This window comes from Corynebacterium lowii, from assembly GCF_001412085.1.
GTDB lineage: Bacteria > Actinomycetota > Actinomycetes > Mycobacteriales > Mycobacteriaceae > Corynebacterium > Corynebacterium lowii.
On the sequence record NZ_LKEV01000005.1, the window covers coordinates 52,805 to 72,123 of the forward strand.

11 protein-coding genes are annotated in these 19,319 nt (G+C 61.2%); 1 reads left to right on the forward strand and 10 read right to left on the reverse strand.

Annotated elements, in window-relative coordinates:
* Nucleotides 1-141 precede the first annotated feature (141 nt).
* The 9 genes from Clow_RS07995 to mfd form a co-directional block, all read right to left on the reverse strand.
* Complete coding sequence (locus Clow_RS07995) at nucleotides 142-1,461, reverse strand: dihydroorotase (protein WP_055178263.1); 1,320 nt, start codon at nucleotides 1,459-1,461, stop codon at nucleotides 142-144.
* 25 nt (nucleotides 1,462-1,486) lie between these two features.
* Nucleotides 1,487-2,413: an aspartate carbamoyltransferase catalytic subunit gene (locus tag Clow_RS08000; RefSeq protein ID WP_055178264.1), complete on the reverse strand. Its 927-nt coding sequence runs from the start codon at nucleotides 2,411-2,413 to the stop codon at nucleotides 1,487-1,489.
* Nucleotides 2,413-3,003: a bifunctional pyr operon transcriptional regulator/uracil phosphoribosyltransferase PyrR gene (pyrR, locus tag Clow_RS08005; protein ID WP_055178265.1), complete on the reverse strand. Its 591-nt coding sequence runs from the start codon at nucleotides 3,001-3,003 to the stop codon at nucleotides 2,413-2,415. Before pyrR ends, Clow_RS08000 begins: the two co-directional genes overlap by 1 nt.
* A gap of 152 nt (nucleotides 3,004-3,155) precedes the next feature.
* On the reverse strand, nucleotides 3,156-3,623 hold the full coding sequence (gene argR / locus Clow_RS08010) for an arginine repressor (RefSeq protein WP_055178266.1): 468 nt from the start codon (nucleotides 3,621-3,623) through the stop codon (nucleotides 3,156-3,158).
* A gap of 79 nt (nucleotides 3,624-3,702) precedes the next feature.
* A complete protein-coding gene (gene arcC / locus Clow_RS08015) occupies nucleotides 3,703-4,692 on the reverse strand; it encodes a carbamate kinase (RefSeq protein WP_245625733.1) in 990 nt (329 codons plus the stop codon).
* 10 nt (nucleotides 4,693-4,702) lie between these two features.
* The gene (gene argF / locus Clow_RS08020) at nucleotides 4,703-5,701 is read right to left on the reverse strand and encodes an ornithine carbamoyltransferase (protein ID WP_055178268.1); all 999 of its coding nucleotides are present in this window, start codon (nucleotides 5,699-5,701) and stop codon (nucleotides 4,703-4,705) included.
* A gap of 53 nt (nucleotides 5,702-5,754) precedes the next feature.
* Nucleotides 5,755-7,008 (reverse strand): arginine deiminase, encoded by a 1,254-nt coding sequence (locus tag Clow_RS08025; protein WP_055178269.1) that lies wholly within the window; start codon nucleotides 7,006-7,008, stop codon nucleotides 5,755-5,757.
* A 43-nt stretch (nucleotides 7,009-7,051) separates the two neighbouring features.
* Nucleotides 7,052-8,503 (reverse strand): arginine-ornithine antiporter, encoded by a 1,452-nt coding sequence (arcD, locus tag Clow_RS08030; protein WP_055178270.1) that lies wholly within the window; start codon nucleotides 8,501-8,503, stop codon nucleotides 7,052-7,054.
* A 261-nt stretch (nucleotides 8,504-8,764) separates the two neighbouring features.
* Nucleotides 8,765-12,331: a transcription-repair coupling factor gene (gene mfd, locus Clow_RS08035; protein ID WP_245625738.1), complete on the reverse strand. Its 3,567-nt coding sequence runs from the start codon at nucleotides 12,329-12,331 to the stop codon at nucleotides 8,765-8,767.
* 2,692 nt (nucleotides 12,332-15,023) lie between these two features.
* On the opposite strand from mfd, the gene Clow_RS08040 reads away from it, so the two are divergent.
* Nucleotides 15,024-15,335, forward strand: a complete 312-nt coding sequence (locus tag Clow_RS08040) for a hypothetical protein (RefSeq protein ID WP_055178272.1) — start codon at nucleotides 15,024-15,026, stop codon at nucleotides 15,333-15,335.
* A gap of 3,259 nt (nucleotides 15,336-18,594) precedes the next feature.
* Here the strand turns inward: Clow_RS08040 and Clow_RS11800 are convergent.
* Nucleotides 18,595-18,882 (reverse strand): hypothetical protein, encoded by a 288-nt coding sequence (locus Clow_RS11800; RefSeq protein ID WP_156334792.1) that lies wholly within the window; start codon nucleotides 18,880-18,882, stop codon nucleotides 18,595-18,597.
* Nucleotides 18,883-19,319 lie beyond the last annotated feature (437 nt).

Sequence of the window (19,319 nt, forward strand, 5' to 3'; positions counted from 1 at the left end):
TCTTCTGTGTAGCGGGATTAATGCTCCAGCATATCGCCTCACGCAGGAAACTGTCTCCATCTCAGATGGAAGACAGCTTTCCTCCCCCAATTCTCGTTGGCGGCTCAGTGGCTCCGATACGGAGCCACTGCTCTCACCGGGTTAACCCTCGTGGGTGACCTTGCCGCGCAGCACCGTGGCGGCCACCTTGGTGTGGAACTCCATCCCGGCAAAGGGGGTGTTCTCCGCCTTGGAGGCCAGCTCCCTGGGCTTCACCGTCCAGGGACGATCCTCCGCCACCACGGCGAGGTTCGCGGGCTCGCCCACCGCCAGGGGGCGGCCATGCCCGGGCAGCTTGGTGATCTGCGCGGGCCGCTCGCTCATCACCTTGGCAACCCAGCGCCAGTCCGCCAGGCCCGCGCGCACGAAGATCTCCGCGATGATCGCCAGAGAGGTCTCCAGGCCCAGCATGCCGGGCAGGGCGTGGTCGAACTCGCAGCACTTGTTCACCGCCGCGTGAGGGGCGTGGTCGGTGGCCACGCAGTCCAGCACGCCGTCGAGAAGCGCCTGGCGCAGGGCCGCCACGTCGGAGTCCTCGCGCAGCGGCGGGTTGACCTTATTCACCGCGTCGTAGGTCTCCAGGCGCGCGTCGGTGAGCAGCAGGTGGTGGGGGGTCACCTCGGCGGAGACCTCGATGCCCTGCTCCTTGGCCCACTTCAGCAGGGCCACGGTGCCCGCCGTGGAGGCGTGGCAGATGTGCACGCGGCCTCCGTAGTCGCGGCTGAGCAGCAGGTCGCGGGCCACGATGGATTCCTCGGCGGCGCGCGGCCAGCCGCGCAGGCCCAGGCGGGCGGCGGTGGGGCCCTCGTGGGCCACGGCGGCCTCGGTGGCCACCGGATCCGCGCAGTGCTGGGCCAGCAGCACGTCGTGCGCCTTGGAGTACTCCACGGCGCGGCGCATGAGGGCGGAGTTATCCACGCAGGTGCCGTCGTCGGAGAACACGCGCACGCGAGCCTGGGAGTCGGCCATCATGCCCAGCTCCGCGAGCTGCTTACCCTCGCGGTTCTTGGTGATGGCCCCCACCGGGTGCACGTCGCACAGCCCGGCCTCCTGCCCCTTGGCCCACACGGCGTCGGCCAGCACGGGCTGGTCGATCACGGGGGTGGTGTTGGCCATCGTGAACACGGCGGTAAAACCGCCGCGCGCGGCGGCCCGGGAGCCGGTGGCGATGGCCTCGGCGTCCTCGCGGCCGGGCTCGCGGAAGTGCACGTGCATGTCCACCAGGCCCGGCAGCAGCACGCCGCCGCGACCCTCCACCACGCGCTCCGCAGTGGCGTCGCCCGCGTCCAGGGAGGCGATCACGCCGTCCCGCACCAGGACGTTCACCAGCTCGCCCTCGCCGTAGGGACGCACCTCGCGGATGAGCAGGCTGTCCAGCTCGGGGGCGTTGAGCGGGCCGGTCTGGGGGTAATCGGTTGCCATGATTGTTGTTGTCTCCTCTTGTGAGTTATTCGCCCAGGACGGTGGCAAAGAGCACGGCCATGCGCACGTGCACGCCGTTGGTCACCTGGTTAAGCACCACGGTCTGTTCGGAATCCGCCACGTCGTAGCCGATCTCCATGCCCCGCAGCATGGGGCCAGGGTGCATCACCAGCGCCCTCTTGGGCATCTTTGCCAGGCGGCGCGCGTCGAGCCCGTAGCGCGCGGAATACTCCCGCGCCGAGGGGAAGAACCCGCCGCGCATGCGCTCCTGCTGCACGCGCAGCATCATCACGGCGTCGGCATCGGTGATCTCCGCGTCGAGATCGTAGGAGGTCTCCACCGGCCAGGTTTCCACGCCGAACGGCATGAGCGTGGGCGGGGCCACCAGCACCACCTGCGCCCCGACCTTGGCAAGCAGCTCCACGTTGGAGCGCACCACGCGCGAGTGCAGGCAATCCCCGGCGATGACCACCTTGCGGTCCTTGAGGGAGCCGAGCCTCTGGCGCATCGTCACGGCGTCGAGAAGCGCCTGGGTGGGGTGGGCGTGCTGACCGTCGCCGGCGTTAATGACGCACGGGCCGTCCCCGCCGGGGGCCACCCACTGCGCGAGCTGCGCGGGCGCGCCGGAGCAGGGGTGGCGCATGATGATGGCGTCCGCGCCGAGCGCCTTGAGGGTCAGGCCGGTATCGCGCAGGGACTCGCCCTTTTGCACCGAGGAGGTGGAGGCGGAGATGTTCACCGTGTCCGCGCTGAGCCACTTCGCGGCCAGCTCAAAGGAGGAGCGGGTGCGGGTGGAGTTCTCGTAGAAGAGGGTAAAGACCGTCTTACCGCGCAGGGTGGGAAGTTTTTTCACCTCGCGCTCGGAAAGGAGCTTTTGAAAGTTATCGGCCTCGTCCAGCAGGGAGGTAATCTCGTCCGCGCTGAGGTCCGCAATGCTCAATAGGTGCTTCATTACTCGGCCGTCTCCTCTCTGGTCTTAAGGTCCTCCGGGCGGCGCAGCAGCACGGCATCGCGGCCGTCCGCCTCGTCCAGGAGAACGTCGATGTCCTCGCTGAGCGCGGTGGGTACGCTCTTTCCCACAAAATCCGCACGGATGGGCAGCCTGCGGTGACCGCGATCGATCAGAACCGCCAGCTTCACCGAAGCCGGGCGTCCGAGATGGCGCAGTGCGTCCAGGGCGGCCCTCACGGAGCGCCCGAAAAACAGCACGTCGTCCACGAGCACCACGGTGGCCCCATCGATTCCCTCCCGGGGCACGTCGGTGCGCTGCAGGGTCCGGTGCGGGCCGGTGGAAAGATCATCGCGGTACAGGGTGATGTCGACCGACCCCACCGCCACCTCAACCCCCGAGAATTCCTGGATCGCCCGGGCGAGACGCTGCGCCAGCGGCACCCCCCTCGTGGGAATGCCGAGCAGCACCACCCGATCACCCCCCGCCGATCCCAGCGCCGTCTTTTCAATGATCTGGTGCGCGATGCGCGCCACGGTGCGCTTAATATCCGCTGCACTAAGCAGCTCTACCTCGTGTCCGTGCGTGCTCATCGTGACCTCCTTCCCCGCCTCTCTGTGCGGCTATTTAAAGGATGCCTTTATGATAGGGGCGGGAAAGCACAATCTCTTTCCACGCCCCACCTCACGCTAGCACAGCGCTCTCGCCCGCTACCATGCTTCGAACCGGAGTAATGGTTTATCTCTCACTGAATAAAGACCCTGCGGAGGTCCTCTCCCGTCAGCGGTTCGCGCGCCACCACCAGGATCGTGTCATCGCCGGCGATCGTCCCCACCACCTCGGGCAAGCCCGCCGTATCAATCCCGCTGGCAAGGTACTGTGCCGCCCCCGGCGGGGTGCGCAGCACCACGCCAAAGCGCACCGTCTCCAGGTCCACCAGCGTGCGGGCCAGGAGCTTGCGCAGCCGTTCCCTCGGCCCCGCGCAGTGCCATGCCGCGTCCGCCTCGCACTGCATATAGACGGCGTGCCCCGCGGAGTTTTTCACTTTCCGCACGCCCAGTTCCTCGAGATCCCTGGATAAAGTGGCCTGGGCTACCTTAACTCCCACCTCCTTAAGTAAATCCGATAATTGCGCCTGACTGGTTACCTCATTTTCTTTCACCAGGCGGATAATCATGGAATGCCGGGCCATTCGAGTTGGCGTTTCTGGCATTTTTTTCTCCAAATATTTCAGGAAAAATAAGGAATACGCGCCGCGGAGCGGGCGAGAAGCGCACCCGCCCCGCCGCGGGTTAAGCGGTAAGGACCGTACCGGTCGTACCGCTGAGCGCGTCCTTGGCGCGGGCCAGGGAGGTAATGATGGCCCTGCGCTGGGGATGGCCCTCCACAAACTGCAAGCACGATTCCACCTTGGGCAGCATGGATCCGGGGGCAAACTGCCCGGCCTCGATATACTCGCGGGCCTGGGCGCTGGTCAGGGAGCTAAGGTTGCGCTGCCGAGGAGTATTAAAGTCCAGCGCCACCTGCTCCACGGCGGTGAGAATGACCAGGACGTCGGCATTCACCTGGCCCGCGATCACGGCCGCACAGCGATCCTTATCGATGACCGCCGCCACGCCCTCCAGGCCCCGAGATCCCTCGATCACCGGGATACCACCGCCGCCGGAGGAGATCACCACGGCCCCGCGCGCCACCAGATCCTGGATCACGCCGGACTCCACGATGCGCGTGGGATGCGGGGAGGCAACGACTCGGCGCCATCCGCGCCCCGCGTCCTCAACGTATTCGTGTCCGGTCTCCACCATGAGCCGGGCGGCCTCCTCCCGCGTGTAAAAGGCCCCCACGGGCTTGCTCAGGTGCTCAAAGGCGGAGTCGTCCGCCGCCACCACGGTCTGCGTGATCACGGAGGCGCACGGGGTATCCATTCCCCGACGGCTCAGTTCGTTTTCCAGCGCCTGCTGCAGGTGGTAGCCGATGTATCCCTGCGACATCGCGGAGCATTCCGGGAAAGGCACGGTGGGGGTGCCGCCTCCGTGCTGCGCCGAGTAGTCCGTGGCCACCTTCAGCATTCCCACCTGCGGGCCGTTGCCGTGGGTGACGATGACCTCGTGCCCCTCCTCGATGAGGTCCACGATGGACCTCGCCGTGGTGGAGATCAGTTCGAGCTGCTCCTGCGGCGTGGAGCCGAGGGCGTTACCACCCAGCGCGATCACCATGCGCTGCGTATGAGGGGTCGTGTGTGATGCCTGCTGCGTGCGCGGCGTGCTCATCGTTGCATTCATCACCGTCCCCCTAGGAAAGCGTCGCGTACATGATGGCCTTGATGGAGTGCATGCGGTTCTCCGCCTCGTCGAAGACGCGCGAACGGGGGCCCTCGAACACCTCGTCGGTGACTTCCATCTCCTCGATCCCGAACTTCTCCGCGATCTCCGCCCCCACGGTGGTCTCGGTGTCGTGGAAGGAGGGCAGGCAGTGCATGAAGATGGCGTCCTTGTCCGCGCGCTCCATCAACTCGGCGGTCACGCGATAGGGCTCCAGCATGGCGATGCGTTGCTTCCACAGCTCCTCGGATTCCTCCCCCATGGAGACCCAGATGTCCGTGTACACCACGTGCGCGCCGGATACGGCCTCCTGCGCGTCCTCGGTGAGCGTGACGCTGCCCCCGCTGCGGCGGGCCACCTCCCGGCAGGTCTCCACGAGATCCACCTCGGGCATCTGCGACTGGGGGCCGCAGGCCACGAAGTGCAGCCCCAGCTTGGCGCAGACGACCATGAGGGAATTGGCCACGTTATTGTGTGCGTCCCCCATGAACACCAGCTTGAGGCCCTTCAGGCCCTGCGGGAAGTTCTCCTCCACCGTGAGCATGTCCGCGATCATCTGCGTGGGGTGGAACTGCGTGGTCAGGCCGTTCCATACCGGAACCCCGGCGTGCGCCGCCAGCTCCTCGACGTTCTTCTGGTCGAATCCCCGGTACTCAATGCCGTCGTACATGCGGCCCAGGACCCGGGCGGTGTCCTTGATGGATTCCTTCTTGCCCATCTGGGAGCTACCCGGCTCCAGGTAGGTCACGCCCATGCCCAGGTCCATGCCGCCCACCTCAAAGGAGCAGCGGGTGCGGGTAGAGGTCTTTTCAAAGAGAAGGACGATGTTCTTGCCCTCGAGATAACGGTGCGGGGTACCGGCGAGCTTCAGGCGCTTGAACTGTTTGGATAGGTCGAGCAGGTAGCGGATCTCCCCCGGGGTGTAGTCCAGGAGGGTAAGGAAGTGACGACCGCTGAGGCTGATAGGCATGATCTCCCCTTTCTAAGGGATAATGAAGTTTAAGGATGCGTACTGACTGTGCGTTAGTAATCCACGGGTTCGCGCGTCACCGGGCACGTCATGCAATGGCCGCCACCGCGACCGCGCCCCAGCTCGGCGGAACCAATCTCGATGACCTCGATCCCGGCCTTGCGCAACAGGGCATTGGTGTTGACGTTGCGGTCGTACCCCATCACCACGCCGGGTTCCAGGGCCACCACGTTGTTGCCATCATCCCATTGTTCACGCTGAGCGGTGAAGGGGTTGCCGCCGGTGGGGATGACCCGCATCTCGGGCAGGCCGAGCGCCTGGGCTACCACGTCCACGAAGGACCGTGATTCCGCGCGCGCCTCCACTCCGCCGTTCTCCCCGGGGAACAGGCTGATGGGGCGGATGGAGTCCACCACCTCGGTATAGGCGGTGACCGTATCCAGGTCGAGGAAGCTGAACACCGTGTCCAGATGCATCGAGGCCCGATCCGGGGCCATGGAGGCCACGATCACCCGCTGCGCGGCACCCTTGGCAAAAAGCGACGCCGCCATCTGGGAGATCGCCTGCCAGGAGGAGCGCTCCCCCATCCCCACCAGCACCACGCCCTTGCCCAGCGGCATGATGTCTCCCCCCTCGAGGGTCGAAAGGCCGTGATCCCGCTGATGATCCTCCTGCTCCCTGCCGTACCACACGTCGAAGTCCTGATCCGCAAAACGAGGGTGGAAGCGGTAGATAGCGGAGTCCAGCAGCGTCTCCTGCCGACGGGCGGGCCAGAACATCGGGTTGAGGCACACGCCGCCGAAGACCCAGGCGGAGGTGTCCCTGGTGAACTGCGTATTGGGCAGGGGGCTGAGCAGGAACTCGGTGCCCTCGTGCGCCTTGGCGATCTCCGTCGTGATGTGACCGGCAAAGTCCTGCGGCAGATCCTCGTAGGCGATGCCGCCGATGAGGTACCGGGCCAGTTCGGAGGCCTCCATCCCATCCAACCAGCAGCGCAGCTCCTCGCCCACCCCGTAGCCCACCTGGTTGTGCGAGAGCTTGCGCTCCAGCAGCCAGGCGCGGGCTTCCGGCTGGGCCACGACCTCGGTCAGCAGCGCGTGCTTTTCCAGCACCTCAATGCCCCGAGAGGTCATCTCCTCCTGGAAACGCCGGTGGTCCTCCACTGCCTTTTCCACCCACAGGACGTCGTCGAAGAGGAGGCCGGCGGCGTTACTCGGGGTAAGGCGCTCGTGTGCCAGACCGGGTTCGCACACGATCACCTGACGGAGCTTGCCCACCTCCGACCATGCGCCCATCGTAATAGACATAGTTGACACCTTTCTCTTTCTCGTCATTCTCACTGGGGATGTTCTAGGGGGTGAGCGTGATGCTGCCGCTTGCGAGGCCCATTATTCCGAGCACGGCCCCGAGGACGAGGACGATAAGAATAATGTATTCAAACCAGGAAAGATAGGGACGCATTTGTGTCTCTTTTTTGGCCCAGAGGTACACCCCCAGGCCGGGCAGGTAGAGCAGCGCGGCCAACAGTAGGTTCTGCGTACCGGCCGCATACACCAGCCAGATGCCGTACCCCGTGGCCACCACGGCGACCGCCGCGTCGCGCCACCGAGCCCGACGATCCGCGCGCTGGGCGGCGTCGTATCCCTCGCCCCGAAGCGTGACTAGCAGCGCATACATCGCGGACAGCAGGTACGGGACTAGGATCAGCGCCGCGGCCAGCGTGGCCAGGCTGAGGTACACATCGGAAGAGAAATACGTGAGGATGAGGCATATCTGCGTCACGATGTTGGTCACCCACAAGGCACGCGACGGCGCGCCGTTGCCGTTGAGCCGACCAAAGAACGCCGGCATGGTGCCGTCCGAGCCGGGCACCTGCATGGTTTCCCCGCACAGCAGGATCCACGCCAGCACCGCGCCCATCAGGGAGATCACCACGGCCACGCTGATAAACCAGGAGCCCCACGGCCCCACCACCTCGGAGAGAACATCGCCCATCGAGGCATCAGGAAGCTGAGCGATATCCGCCCGCTCCATGACCCCCAGGGACAGGAGGTTCACCGCGATGAGGATGGCGAGCATGAAGACAAAGCCGATGATGGTGGCCTTGCCGACGTCGCTGCGGCGTCGCGCCCGCTGAGAATAGATGGACGCGCCCTCGATACCGATGAACACCCACACGGTGACCATCATCATGGCCTTCGTCTGCTCCACCACGCTCCCCATGCCGGATTCCTGACCCCAGAAGTCTTGGACAAAGAGGTCGTAGTGGAACCCCACCGCCACGATCACGATGAACGTCACCAGCGGCACCACCTTGGCCACCGTGGTAATCGCATTGACCAGCGCGGCAGTGTGCACGCCGCGGAGAATCAACGCGTGAGTCAGCCAGAGCAATACCGATGCACACAGGATGGCTGGAACGGTATTTCCACCCCGAAATATGGGGAAGAACTTTCCCAGCGTGGAAAAGAGTAATATCAAATACCCCACGTTCCCGATGAGCGCGGAAAGCCAGTATCCCCACGCCGAGTTAAACCCCATATAGCTGCCGAAGCCCGCGCGGGCGTAGGCGTAGATCCCGTTATCCAGGTGAGGTTTACGCAGGGAGAGAAACTGATACACCAGGGCCAGGCAGATCATGCCCACGCCCGTGATGATCCAACCGATAATGATTGGCCCCGCCGCTGCCGCGGCGGCAATGTTCTGCGGAAGGGAAAATACCCCACCGCCAATCATAGAACCAACCACGAGAGCGAGAAGGGCAAAGAAAGATAAGCCACTATTAGCGCTATCCGTTTTCACGGCACTTCTCCTTTTCCTTTACCTTCCGCCTCACGAGCGGTTCACTAAACATGTTATACCCGGTTTTAAAAGGCCCACAACGGGGCACTGAATTCGGGTTTCGGAAAAATGGAATACCATGCATGAAAATGAAAATGCATCCACCCCCGACCACCGCAACCTCCCACAATCCCCCACCCCAGGACATAAGCCCACAGGCCCTACCAATAATGAGCGATAGGTCACATAAATCAGTATCGCCCCCCTCCCCGAGGCGTCGGCTTACTCCCCCACCGAGATCACCGACGCACCGGGCCTCCCGGCGTGCTCCTCCCGCCCGCGCACGTCCAGCGGCGGGACGTCGAACAGCGAGGTCAGGGCGTTGGCCACCCACTGCAACAGCTCCTCATCGCGCAGCTGCGGGTCCGTGACCTTCGGCCCCGCCTTGGGGAAGGGAAGCTGCACCGCCTTGGCCGCCGCCCGGTAGGTGGCCCCCGGGTACAGCCGCCGCAGGCGCACCTGCTTGGAGTCCGGCAGTTCCACCGGGTGCAGCTTGATCCGGGTGCCCTGTACGCCCACGTCCGCGATGCCAGCCGCGCGGGCCTGGCTGCGCAGCCGCGCCACCGCCAGCAGCCGGAGGACCTCGCGCGGCAGCTCGCCGAAGCGGTCCCGCATCTCCCCGATGATCGCGCGCAGATCCTCCTCGGAACCCGACGCCGCGATCTTGCGGTACGCCTCCAGGCGCAGCCGCTCCGCGTTGATGTAGGTGTCCGGTATGTGGGCGTCCACCGGCAGGTCGATGCGGATCTCCTTGGGCCCCTGATCCGTGGCGTCCAGGGGCTGCCCGGTGGCCAGCGCCCGGTACGTCTCCACGGCCTCCCCCACCAGGCGCATGTAGAGGTCAAAGCCCACCCCGGCGATGTGCCCGGACTGCTCCGAGCCCAGCACGTTGCCCGCGCCGCGCATCTCCAAGTCCTTCATGGCCACCGCCATGCCCGCTCCGAGGTCGTTGTTCTGCGCGATCGTAGAGAGGCGATCGTAGGAGGTCTCCGTGAGCGTGGCCCCGCGCGGGTAGAAGAAATAGGCGTAGCCGCGCTCGCGGGAGCGGCCCACCCGGCCCCGCAGCTGATGGAGCTGGGACAACCCCATGTGGTGTGCGTTCTCCACGATGAGGGTGTTGGCGTTGGCGATGTCCAGGCCCGTCTCTACGATGGTGGTGCACACCAGGACGTCGTACTCGCGGTCCCAGAAGCCCTGCACCGTGCGCTCCAGCAGCTCCTCGCTCATCTGCCCGTGCGCCACCACGATGCGCGCCTCCGGCACCAGCTCGCGCAGCTCGCGGGCCTTCTTCTCGATGTCGCGCACCTTGTTGTGGATGAAAAACACCTGGCCGTCGCGCAACAGCTCGCGCCGGATCGCCGCCGCCACCTGCTGGCTCTCCTCCGCGCCCACGTAGGTGAGCACCGGGTGGCGGTCCTCCGGCGGGGTCAGGATGGTGGACATCTCCCTGATCCCGGACATGGACATCTCCAGGGTGCGCGGGATCGGGGTGGCGGACATGGTGAGCACGTCCACGTGGCTGCGCAGCGCCTTGATGTGCTCCTTGTGCTCCACGCCAAAGCGCTGCTCCTCGTCCACCACGATGAGCCCGAGGTTCTTCCACCGCACGCCCGTCTGGAGCAGGCGGTGGGTGCCCACCACCACGTCCACCGTGCCGTCGGCCAGCCCGGCGACGATCTCCCGGGCCTCCGCCGGGGAGGTAAAGCGCGACAGCCCCCGGATGGTCACCGCGAAGCCCTCCATGCGCTCCTCGAAGGTCTTGAGGTGCTGCTGCGCCAGCAGCGTGGTGGGCACCAGCACCGCCACCTGGCGGCCGTCCTGCACCGCCTTAAACGCCGCGCGCACCGCCACCTCGGTCTTGCCGTAGCCCACGTCGCCCACCACCACGCGATCCATCGGCGTGGCCCGCTCCATGTCCTCCTTGACGGCCTCGATGGCCGCCATCTGATCCTCCGTCTCCGCGTACGGGAAGTTGTCCTCCATCTGCCGCTGCCACGGCGAATCCGGGGCGAAGGCGTGCCCCGGTGCGGACTGCCGCTTGGCGTACAGCTCCACCAGTTCGCTGGCGATCTCGCGCACCGCCGCCCGCGCCTTCTTCTTGGTGTTCTTCCAGTCCGATCCCCCCATCTTGGACAAGGTGGGGGCCTCCCCGCCGGTGTACTTGCTCAGCAGGTCCAGCGAGTCCATGGGCACCCAGAGCTGATCCGCAGGATGGCCGCGCTTGGAGGCCGCATACTCCAGCACGATGTACTCGCGCCGCGAGGTCTCGTCGCCCGCCCGAATAGTACGCTCGGCCATCTTGATGAAGCGCCCAATGCCGTGCGTCTCATGCACGACGTAATCGCCCGCCTTGAGCGCCAGCGGGTCCACGCGGTTGCGGCGCCGCGCCGGGCGCCGCTTGGCCCCGGCGATGTCCCCCACCCGGTTGCCGGTCAGGTCCGTCTCCGTGAGCACCACGGCCTCGGAGAACACCAGGCCCGCGTGGCTCAGCGCCTGGTACAGGGTCACCTCGCCCGCGCGCGGCTCCCACGCCGGGGTGGCCACGTGCGTGCGGATGCCCTGCTCCGCGAAGCGCTCCGTCATCCTCTTGATGGCCCCCTGGGTGGGGGTGATGTAGGCCGCGCGGCCCCCGTCGGAGGTGTGCGCCAGCAGCAGCGCCATTATCTCCTCGATCTTGGCGAGGTTGCCGCGTGGGGCGGGCACCGCCTCGAACTCCAGCGGCAGCGTCTCCTCCTCCGGCCCCTCTAGCATCCCCGGCGGGGAGAACGTCCACCACGGGACCTCGGATTTCTCAGCGCTCACCCGCAGCGAGTCGAAGGATTGGTAGGAACTGGCGCTTAAGTCCAGCCCCTCGGCGGAAATGGGGGCCGCGCCTTGCGCGCCCATCGCTGCGGCCTCCCAGCCGGCCTCCAGGAACTCCCGGTCGGTGGCCTCCAGGTCCGCGATGCGCCTGCGGATCTTCTCCGGCCCCACCAGCACCATGTGCGTTCCCGGGGCCGCAAGCTCCGGCAGGGTGGCCAGGGGGGCGTCGCTGAGCACGGAGAGCAGCGCCTCCATGCCGTCGGCGGGCTGACCCGCGGCGATCTTACTCAGTAGTTCCACCAGGGTCGGATTACCCGGGTAGCGCCGCGCCAGTTCCTCGGCGCGGGCCGCCACCTCTGGGGTGATCGGCAGCTCGCGGGCCGGGTACAGCTCCACCTCCGGCACCGTGGCGTCCGGCAGGGCGCGCTGGTCCGCCACGGAAAAGTGCCGGATCTCCGTGATCTCATCGCCCCACAATTCCACGCGCACCGGGTAAGCTGCGGTGGTGGGAAAGACGTCGAGGATCCCGCCGCGCACCGCGAACTGGCCGCGCTTGGACACCATGTCCACGTGCTCGTAGGCCCGGAGCACCAGGTTCTCGGTGAGTTCGCTCAGGGGGTAGTCCCGCCCCTCGCACACCACGACGGGTTCGCGGCCCTCCACCCGCGTGAGGACCGGCTGGCTCAGCGCGCGGGCCGCCGCCACGACTACCCGGTAGCGAGAAAGATTGCGCAGCACCCGCGCACGCCGGCCCACGATGTCCACGCCGGGGCTGAGCCGCTCGTGCGGTAGCGTCTCCCACGAGGGGAACAGGGCCACCTTCTCCCCCAGCATGGCCCGCAGCTCTGCACTGAGGTCCTCGGCCTCCCTGCCCGTGGCGGTGACCGCGATGACCGGCGCGGCGAACGAGAGCGCTGCCACCGCCCAGGGGCGCACCTGATCCAGCCCCGTGAGGTGCAGCTCCGGGGTGCCAGCGTGGGTGAGCATTCCCGTCAGCTTGGGGTCCTGGCTTACCAGCTTGAGCAAGCCCGCCAAGGCGGGGGCCTGCTCGGTCTCCTCTGCTACCTGCTTTGTTCCTTCTTGCCTCACGTCGGTTCCTCCCTGCGCCCTCACGGGCGCGCGTGCAGCGCGTTTTCGGCGCTCGTCGCGTGGCCGAACGCGCGCTCGAACTCCACTTACCCTACGCGGGCGGCGGTTGGATGCGGGAGCGCCCCATGCGCTACAGTACATTAGAGCGCTGGGGTTCATCGCCCGGGTGTGGTTCCCCATGGTGTAATCGGCAACACTACGGTTTTTGGTACCGTCATTCTAGGTTCGAGTCCTGGTGGGGAAGCATTTTTTCCACACACCGACATAGCAGGGAAAACACCCTGTGACGTGGTTTTTTATCATTTCTAGGCCTCGTGGCGAATATGGTGAAACACGGCCTAATCCCGTGAAAAACTGTCGGCCATGTCGTTGAGTTATTTCGCCACAAATCCCAGTTCAGACCAAACAAGCCAGAACAGATAAAGCCCTGCCCCTCTTCGCAGCCTAGGGAGAATCCCATGCTCCTAGCTGACACCCTCGCGTAGTTCCTCATGCACCGGGGGCTGACGCTGCTCCAACATCAAAGGACGAGGGAACTTAATATGCTCCACGGCGACACAGTAGCGACTACTCCGCGAACGCACTCACCCCACCACCCCGCCCCACCGCAGTTTCCTGTCGTAACTCCACAGCGCTCCGCGAGACGGGCCTCAGCCCTCGCATGTATCATTAGCCAAGGTCTTATATTGCTCGGAGACGGATTGCTCTTTAGTTCCTCGACTGGTAATCAACAACCCCGCCGACTCAGAGAGTGCAGTCAAGGCGATCCCGACCAATGTGGTCAACACTACGGTCATGGATTCACCTCCCATCCCTGCTTCTCCCAAATGCCCAATAAACAAGGACCACCGCCGTGAAATAGGTAATCGCCGTCACGTAACCACGCGGAGATTGATCGAGTATCCAGGCCAACACATGCAGTATCCCCACAGGAAATATAGGAAATTACACATCCCTGCTGCCGGGTCGATCCACTGAAGCAACACCAAACACGCCAAGCAAAATGCTCCGGCCATAAGCCACAGTCCAGGCCGGTAACGGAAAAAACCTCCAACGCGGGCACTGGGGGATCAGCGGGCACCACCGCAAGCAGATAGCACACCCCAGGCAACGGTATCCCCCCACCGTAAGGATCAACAATCCTACCCAGCGGGATTGCAGCATGAAAACGACAAGGTTCTGTGCGCACTGGAAACAACATTGCAGAGACTTCTAGCCCCGTACTTCACCCATCACCTACTTTTACTTCCTCGCTGTCCTTGGCTGCGTTCATTGCAGCAGAGCGGCGCTGTGCCCGCTTTGCCGCTAGCTGATCCGATACCGACTCTCCCGCAGATTTCCGCTCTGCCTGCTTAAGCACCGCAATAGCGCTCAACGTACGGGTTACCGCTGCCTACATCTGACAGGTCTCCGAGATCATGCTGCTGACCACCACCTGCAGCTGCGTGGAGCCATCGTCAAGCTCTTGCGGGTCGCCCAGTTCGAACCACAGCGCCGAGTTCGTGCTAAGTGAGGTCTGCGTACTTGAGTAATGTTGGTTTATCCGGGCTTACGGCCTCAGCAGTTTCTCAGACTTTCTCTCCGGTTTCCTTGTACTCCGCCACGCTTCTTTACCATCGAATGGCGTGGCTTCTTCTCCCTTGATGCGAGTTTGGCGCGGTGCTCGCGGGTGTACTTGTTGTACGCGACGCACCACTCGTCACACATTTGTTCCTTTTTGCGCACGTGCTGCCGGTAACCCGCAAAGGTGCCGCACTTCGGGCGGTTTCTGCGGTGACCTTTTCTCGTCCACGCTCATCACCCCAGTGGAGTGAACCAGACGTAGACCGTAGCACGCCACATAGACCGCTGTTAGAATGGTAAATCTGGGGCTTCGTGGCCAGATTTTAGCAATATGATTAAAAAAGAGAATCAGCTGTCCTCATATTCATGGGCCGTCCGCGCAATGTCATGCCGGTGAGGGCGTCGCCGACGGCACGTAGGGGTTTGTCGAGGCTGCGCTCTAGGTCATGGGATCACCGCGCTTACAATCCCAGGCTTTTGGGCGAGGCATGAAAACCCACATGCAGTTCGATGGGCGTTCTAGTGAGCGGGTGATGTGATGATACGCCTGAGGACTAAGTTTCTATGCCAGGAGGATGCAATGAGACAGCTTCGTGCGACTTGAGTTTGAGCCTTGGAGCGCAGCTAGGTGCGGAACGAAAACTGGAATTCAGGGTGAATAACTCCAGTGGATATGGCGGGGCAAATCATGCTCCTCTTTAATCTTTTCGTCACGGCTTTGCCACTATCTGTTCTGTGTCAGTGCCTGAGAGAATGTGAGTAAGCCATACCGTCCAGCCGCGTTTGATGTAAGCCTGGAGAGGTGTCGCTATGCCACATCGCACCATAGCAACTGTCGCGGATAGCACAGATCGGCGGTTTTACCTGGGGTTGGATGTAGGTGTACCACAGATCAATCACAGATTTTACCCCCGTTGTCTGTGATTTTCATGTGATTGTGCAGTGTCTCCCTTCCTTAGTTCAGGGTGGGTGAGTAAAATTATTGAGTGTCCCTAGTTCACTTTTTGGCTTTTTGGAGTGTGATTTTATGAGGTTTGCTCGCATAGCTATCGGCGGCGCGCTCGCCGTTGCGGCGACTGTTGGGATGGCTGGTGTTGCTTCTGCCTATAATGAGGGGGATCACCCTTTCTTTGAGGAGCATCGTTTCAGTGGTTCGTCTACGTCGGCTGCTGCGTTTCAGGAGTGGTTTGCTGGCGGGGAGTTTGTGCGTCCTACCGTGGAAACTCTTGATCTGACCGAGTTGAGGGTTAATGATTTTGAGACCGCTCGCGCGGGTGATGTGGTGTATAAGAATGATTCTGGGGAGTTCTGGATAAAGAAGCACGCGACGATCAAGTAGTTTTCGTTTGGAACCGCTGGGACTATATGGAGTCCTGGCGGTTTTTCTTTTTTTAGCATTATTCATAGTTAATTTCATCCCGGTATTTTTCGTGGTCATCTTCCCATTTTTCTGCGTGGTACTTGTGGATGGCTCCGGGACATATTCTAAGCGCGTTATTTCAGAATATCCCTTCACCTTTTCGAGAACATTGCGCACATAAGCGTTTATTTTGGTTTCTTCGCTGAGGTGATGGAGGTAACCACTGTTGGTGGTGACCCTAATTTCGTAGATGTCGGGTTGATCGAGCGGATGGATGGGTTCTCAGATAGAGATTTTTCTTTCGTTTTTGGTCATGAAAAATACCCGCCACCAAAAACGGCAGGGATAAGGGGGTTGAAATTTGCGATGCCTTAGCAGCCAGGATGGCACGAAACCTCTGGATGCCCCCTGGTGGGGTAATGATGTATCCCAGGGCTTCGAGAGCATGTACTACTTCTTGTGGGGTACCACGGACTACTGCCCAAAGTTAAATACACCGCCAATGCTTGCAGTTTGCAATGATTGCTTCCTCCCAGCTATCTTCGCCTTCAAATCCACACTCGCGGATGATGAAATACAGGAAGTCCTCGACAGAAGATCAGGAACGGTGCCCACCTACAGGGATGTGGCGTGCTTCTATTTTTCCTTGACGGACAACTTTACTGGGGACGGTTGATCATCCGCGTGGAGCTAAGTCATGTTCCTGCTCCGGACATGTGGAGGTGGGCAGCAGGGGGCTGGTTTTCTTTTTCTGGTAGAAAAATCACAGGATCGGAACGGCGCCAATAAGGAGGGGGAGCTAGATTTAAGAAAAGACAAGATTCTGGTGGTTTCGACTTATCCTCATGTCGAGTTCAATTTTCGCTAGTAAAGATCAGATGAGCGTGAGGGGTCCTAAGAGAGCGAAGCGCAGGGAAAACTCTGACGCTAGTACTTTTCTAGGTTTGCCGCCCTGAAGATCGACGCTAGTTTTTTGGGGAGAGATTTTTCAAGGATTTCTAAGAGTAAGCCCTTAAACTTATGAATTTCATTACAGAATTCTTTCGATTCTATTTAAATTATCCTTCAAGGAGGAATTTTATTCCGTCAAGTTCATCGTAGAGTCTATGGTCTGACATGGTGAGTGTTCCGATGGCGGTCAGGCAGTCAAGGTCTTCTGAGCTAATGGGTTACCTTCATGTTCTAGATAGTCGAAGGTGTGGAGCCTGTAGTCAGCTCGTCGCATCGTTTGGCGATCTGTTCGCGGTTGAGCCATTCTTCTGTAATGGTGATACTCATGGTTATCATGTTCTTGTTGCTATATATTGTGTCGGCGATTTTACACTTTTGCCCGTTTAGTTGGGTAAGCGCTTGAACCTTTGAGTTCACGTACCCGCACCTCAGAACCTTTGATCATAGTCACTTCCTGTGGGTTTCCTGAGTTTTTTGGGGTAGGATGGTAGTGTGGCGTTTCAAGATTGTTTTCCGGTGTTTATATACACGACATATGGGGAAGGGTGCAATTTCGTCAGACGGACTCCTAGGACCCTTGTGAGGTCTGCTGTCGCTAGCCAATCTTCCCGATATTTTCCTGCAGCAGCTTACGTGCTTCCACGGCAGTCAGGGTCCTCCACTGGACCCAAGGCGATCTCTGCGCGACCCTAGACCAGGGATTTTATACCCTCTAAGCCCCCCCCGATGCGAGTTGTCCCTCACACAGGCATTGACTGTGCTCAACCAACTCCGCACGACGCACAGAACCAGCCTCCCGGCAATCCAGGAACATATTGACCTCAGCGATGATGCCCCATCCCTAGTCGCCTGTCATCTGGGTTTTCAACGTAGTAGACACCCGCAGCCTCGTGATATACAGCCGGAACGTAGGGGCAGGTAGCCAAGACATATCTGCAGGCAGTTGCCGTTTTTTCATGATTATCTGGGTTCCAGAAATCCTGCTGCACATGACCAGCACATCGGCTGCGACCTGCATATAACGCTCTACTTATGCGCTTGTTGGCATGAATCACCCCCTCAAATGGTGGTTTTTCGTGTTCAATGACGGTTTTCCCTCTGCAAACGGGGTTTCCCCGATTTGGGCTCAACTAGTCCTCAGGACAAGTACCACGCCACCGCCCCGGCTTTCGACCTGGTGGGCCGGTATTTTCAGGACCTTGCGCACTCATTTTCACCAGGTCATATCTCAACCAAGCTTCGTAACCCGCTGGCCCGTGGTCGCAGCTCACTAGTCCGCGAACTGCCTGTACCCCCAGAAACATCTCCCTTGGGCCGTGCGGAACTCACCCTGGATTGTCGCGACGCTGCCCCACTTCAGCTCCCAGCATTCCGACAGCCGCGTCCCCAGTTTCTCCTTTGGATTGAATTGATCCCCGTAGGGCCGACCGCGTCGGCGTCGACTACCCCGTTAGGGGTAGAGGGTTATACAGGCCGTGTCAGGTAGAGATAGGAGGACAGGACCTGGGAGTCCCCCGGTCTTGTCCTGTGGTCCCCAAGAGAGAGTAGGTATGGTGTGGAGCGCTACTCGGTGCCCAAGGTAGCCTCGACCGGAAACCACGCAACAAGCATAAAGAAAAGAGACTACGACTCCAGTATGAAAAACACCTCATTGCTTCCATCCTGACCGCAACCGTTCTCACACTCACCACCTGCACGCAAGGTGAAGCCACCTCTAGCGCCAACGGGGACGACAAGCCAACCATCAGCGAGGAGGCAGCCAGGCGAGGAATGATAAGGAGAAACAGAAATGGCAACCACAACAAGTTCAGCACCGATAGAAACAACTAGCACCGAACCTAGTCATGGTCATAGTGATGACCATGACGCATCCGAACCTCAATAAGAGGAGCAAGACGATCACACGCGGCACTGATAACATCCCACTGATGCAGCAGATATTGAAGATAACCCTGCCATGTAAGAGAAATCCCAGAAGATATTCAAAAGCGCAAAGTCCTAGCAGAACTCCAAGGGGCAGGCACTGTACCGGAACTACACATCTACTTCCCCATCCCCGTCAAAGTACAAAAGTGCCGTTAGGTCAAAAATACTATGCCAATTGCAACCAATATCAGAGAAAGCTTTTTTAGTGTTCCCGCAGGAGCGCCAGGCTACCGGAAGGCCCTAAATTAAAGACACAGCAGTGTAGCCTGTGAACCAAAGAAATAAAACACAACAAATAAATAGAACCCCAACAGGATAAATAAATCCCGTTAGGGTTTGTTCTGCCAAAAATGAGAATTGATTAGATGTGGAAACCGAAAAGATTATCCTGAACCTCGTGAGCTTTCTCATGTACATCATCAAAGGCGTTAAAAACAACCTCATAGAGGTTACGAGCCTCGCCAAGCACATCACAACCAGCAGAGGAGCCGTGAACATGGACCGTTGGCCTGACCTCCACATGCGGCTTGACCTCCACATGCGGCTTGACCTCGACATTAGTCACATCGTGGGCCATGGCAGGGGTTGCAGCACCAAAAGTCAAAGCAACGCTAACGGAAGAAACTACAAAAGTGCGAGAAATACGCATCTTACCGATCCTATCCAAGTAGGGTGTCAGGAACACAGCACCAAGAGCAGCTGCGCTAGTGGGATAGCCTAGCAGAAAAGTTCTGCCGTACACGAGTTTGCGGGGGTACTACCACCCCCCCCTGATTGACTCCAGGCCGAGGAGAATTACATTAAAAGATAACCACGCACTACTCAACAGTGGCACCCCGTAGTCCTCCATTTAATATGTGGGGGAACCACCCTAAAGGAAAGAAGCAACATGAACACTTAAGTAAACCCACGCAGCGATGAGTTAGAAGACGACCCCTCATCCATCGAAAAAACAGCCGTCGTCACCGGAATCGGTGCTGCCATCATGGCGCCACTAGCCACCAAATTTATAGACGCGCCTACCGCTAACGCCACCGAAGCACAAGAGGAGCTACATGTAGCAGATGCAGACTACGCTACATCGAC

Coding starts and splice junctions, on each gene's coding strand:
- Clow_RS08025 (WP_055178269.1), bottom strand. CDS start 7,008: ATGTCTATTACGATGGGCGCATGGTCGGAGGTGGGCAAGCTCCGTCAG.
- pyrR (WP_055178265.1), bottom strand. CDS start 3,003: ATGAGCACGCACGGACACGAGGTAGAGCTGCTTAGTGCAGCGGATATT.
- argF (WP_055178268.1), bottom strand. CDS start 5,701: ATGCCTATCAGCCTCAGCGGTCGTCACTTCCTTACCCTCCTGGACTAC.
- arcC (WP_245625733.1), bottom strand. CDS start 4,692: ATGAATGCAACGATGAGCACGCCGCGCACGCAGCAGGCATCACACACG.
- Clow_RS08040 (WP_055178272.1), top strand. CDS start 15,024: ATGAGGTTTGCTCGCATAGCTATCGGCGGCGCGCTCGCCGTTGCGGCG.
- mfd (WP_245625738.1), bottom strand. CDS start 12,331: ATGCTCACCCACGCTGGCACCCCGGAGCTGCACCTCACGGGGCTGGAT.
- Clow_RS08000 (WP_055178264.1), bottom strand. CDS start 2,413: ATGAAGCACCTATTGAGCATTGCGGACCTCAGCGCGGACGAGATTACC.
- Clow_RS11800 (WP_156334792.1), bottom strand. CDS start 18,882: ATGCGTATTTCTCGCACTTTTGTAGTTTCTTCCGTTAGCGTTGCTTTG.
- argR (WP_055178266.1), bottom strand. CDS start 3,623: ATGCCAGAAACGCCAACTCGAATGGCCCGGCATTCCATGATTATCCGC.
- Clow_RS07995 (WP_055178263.1), bottom strand. CDS start 1,461: ATGGCAACCGATTACCCCCAGACCGGCCCGCTCAACGCCCCCGAGCTG.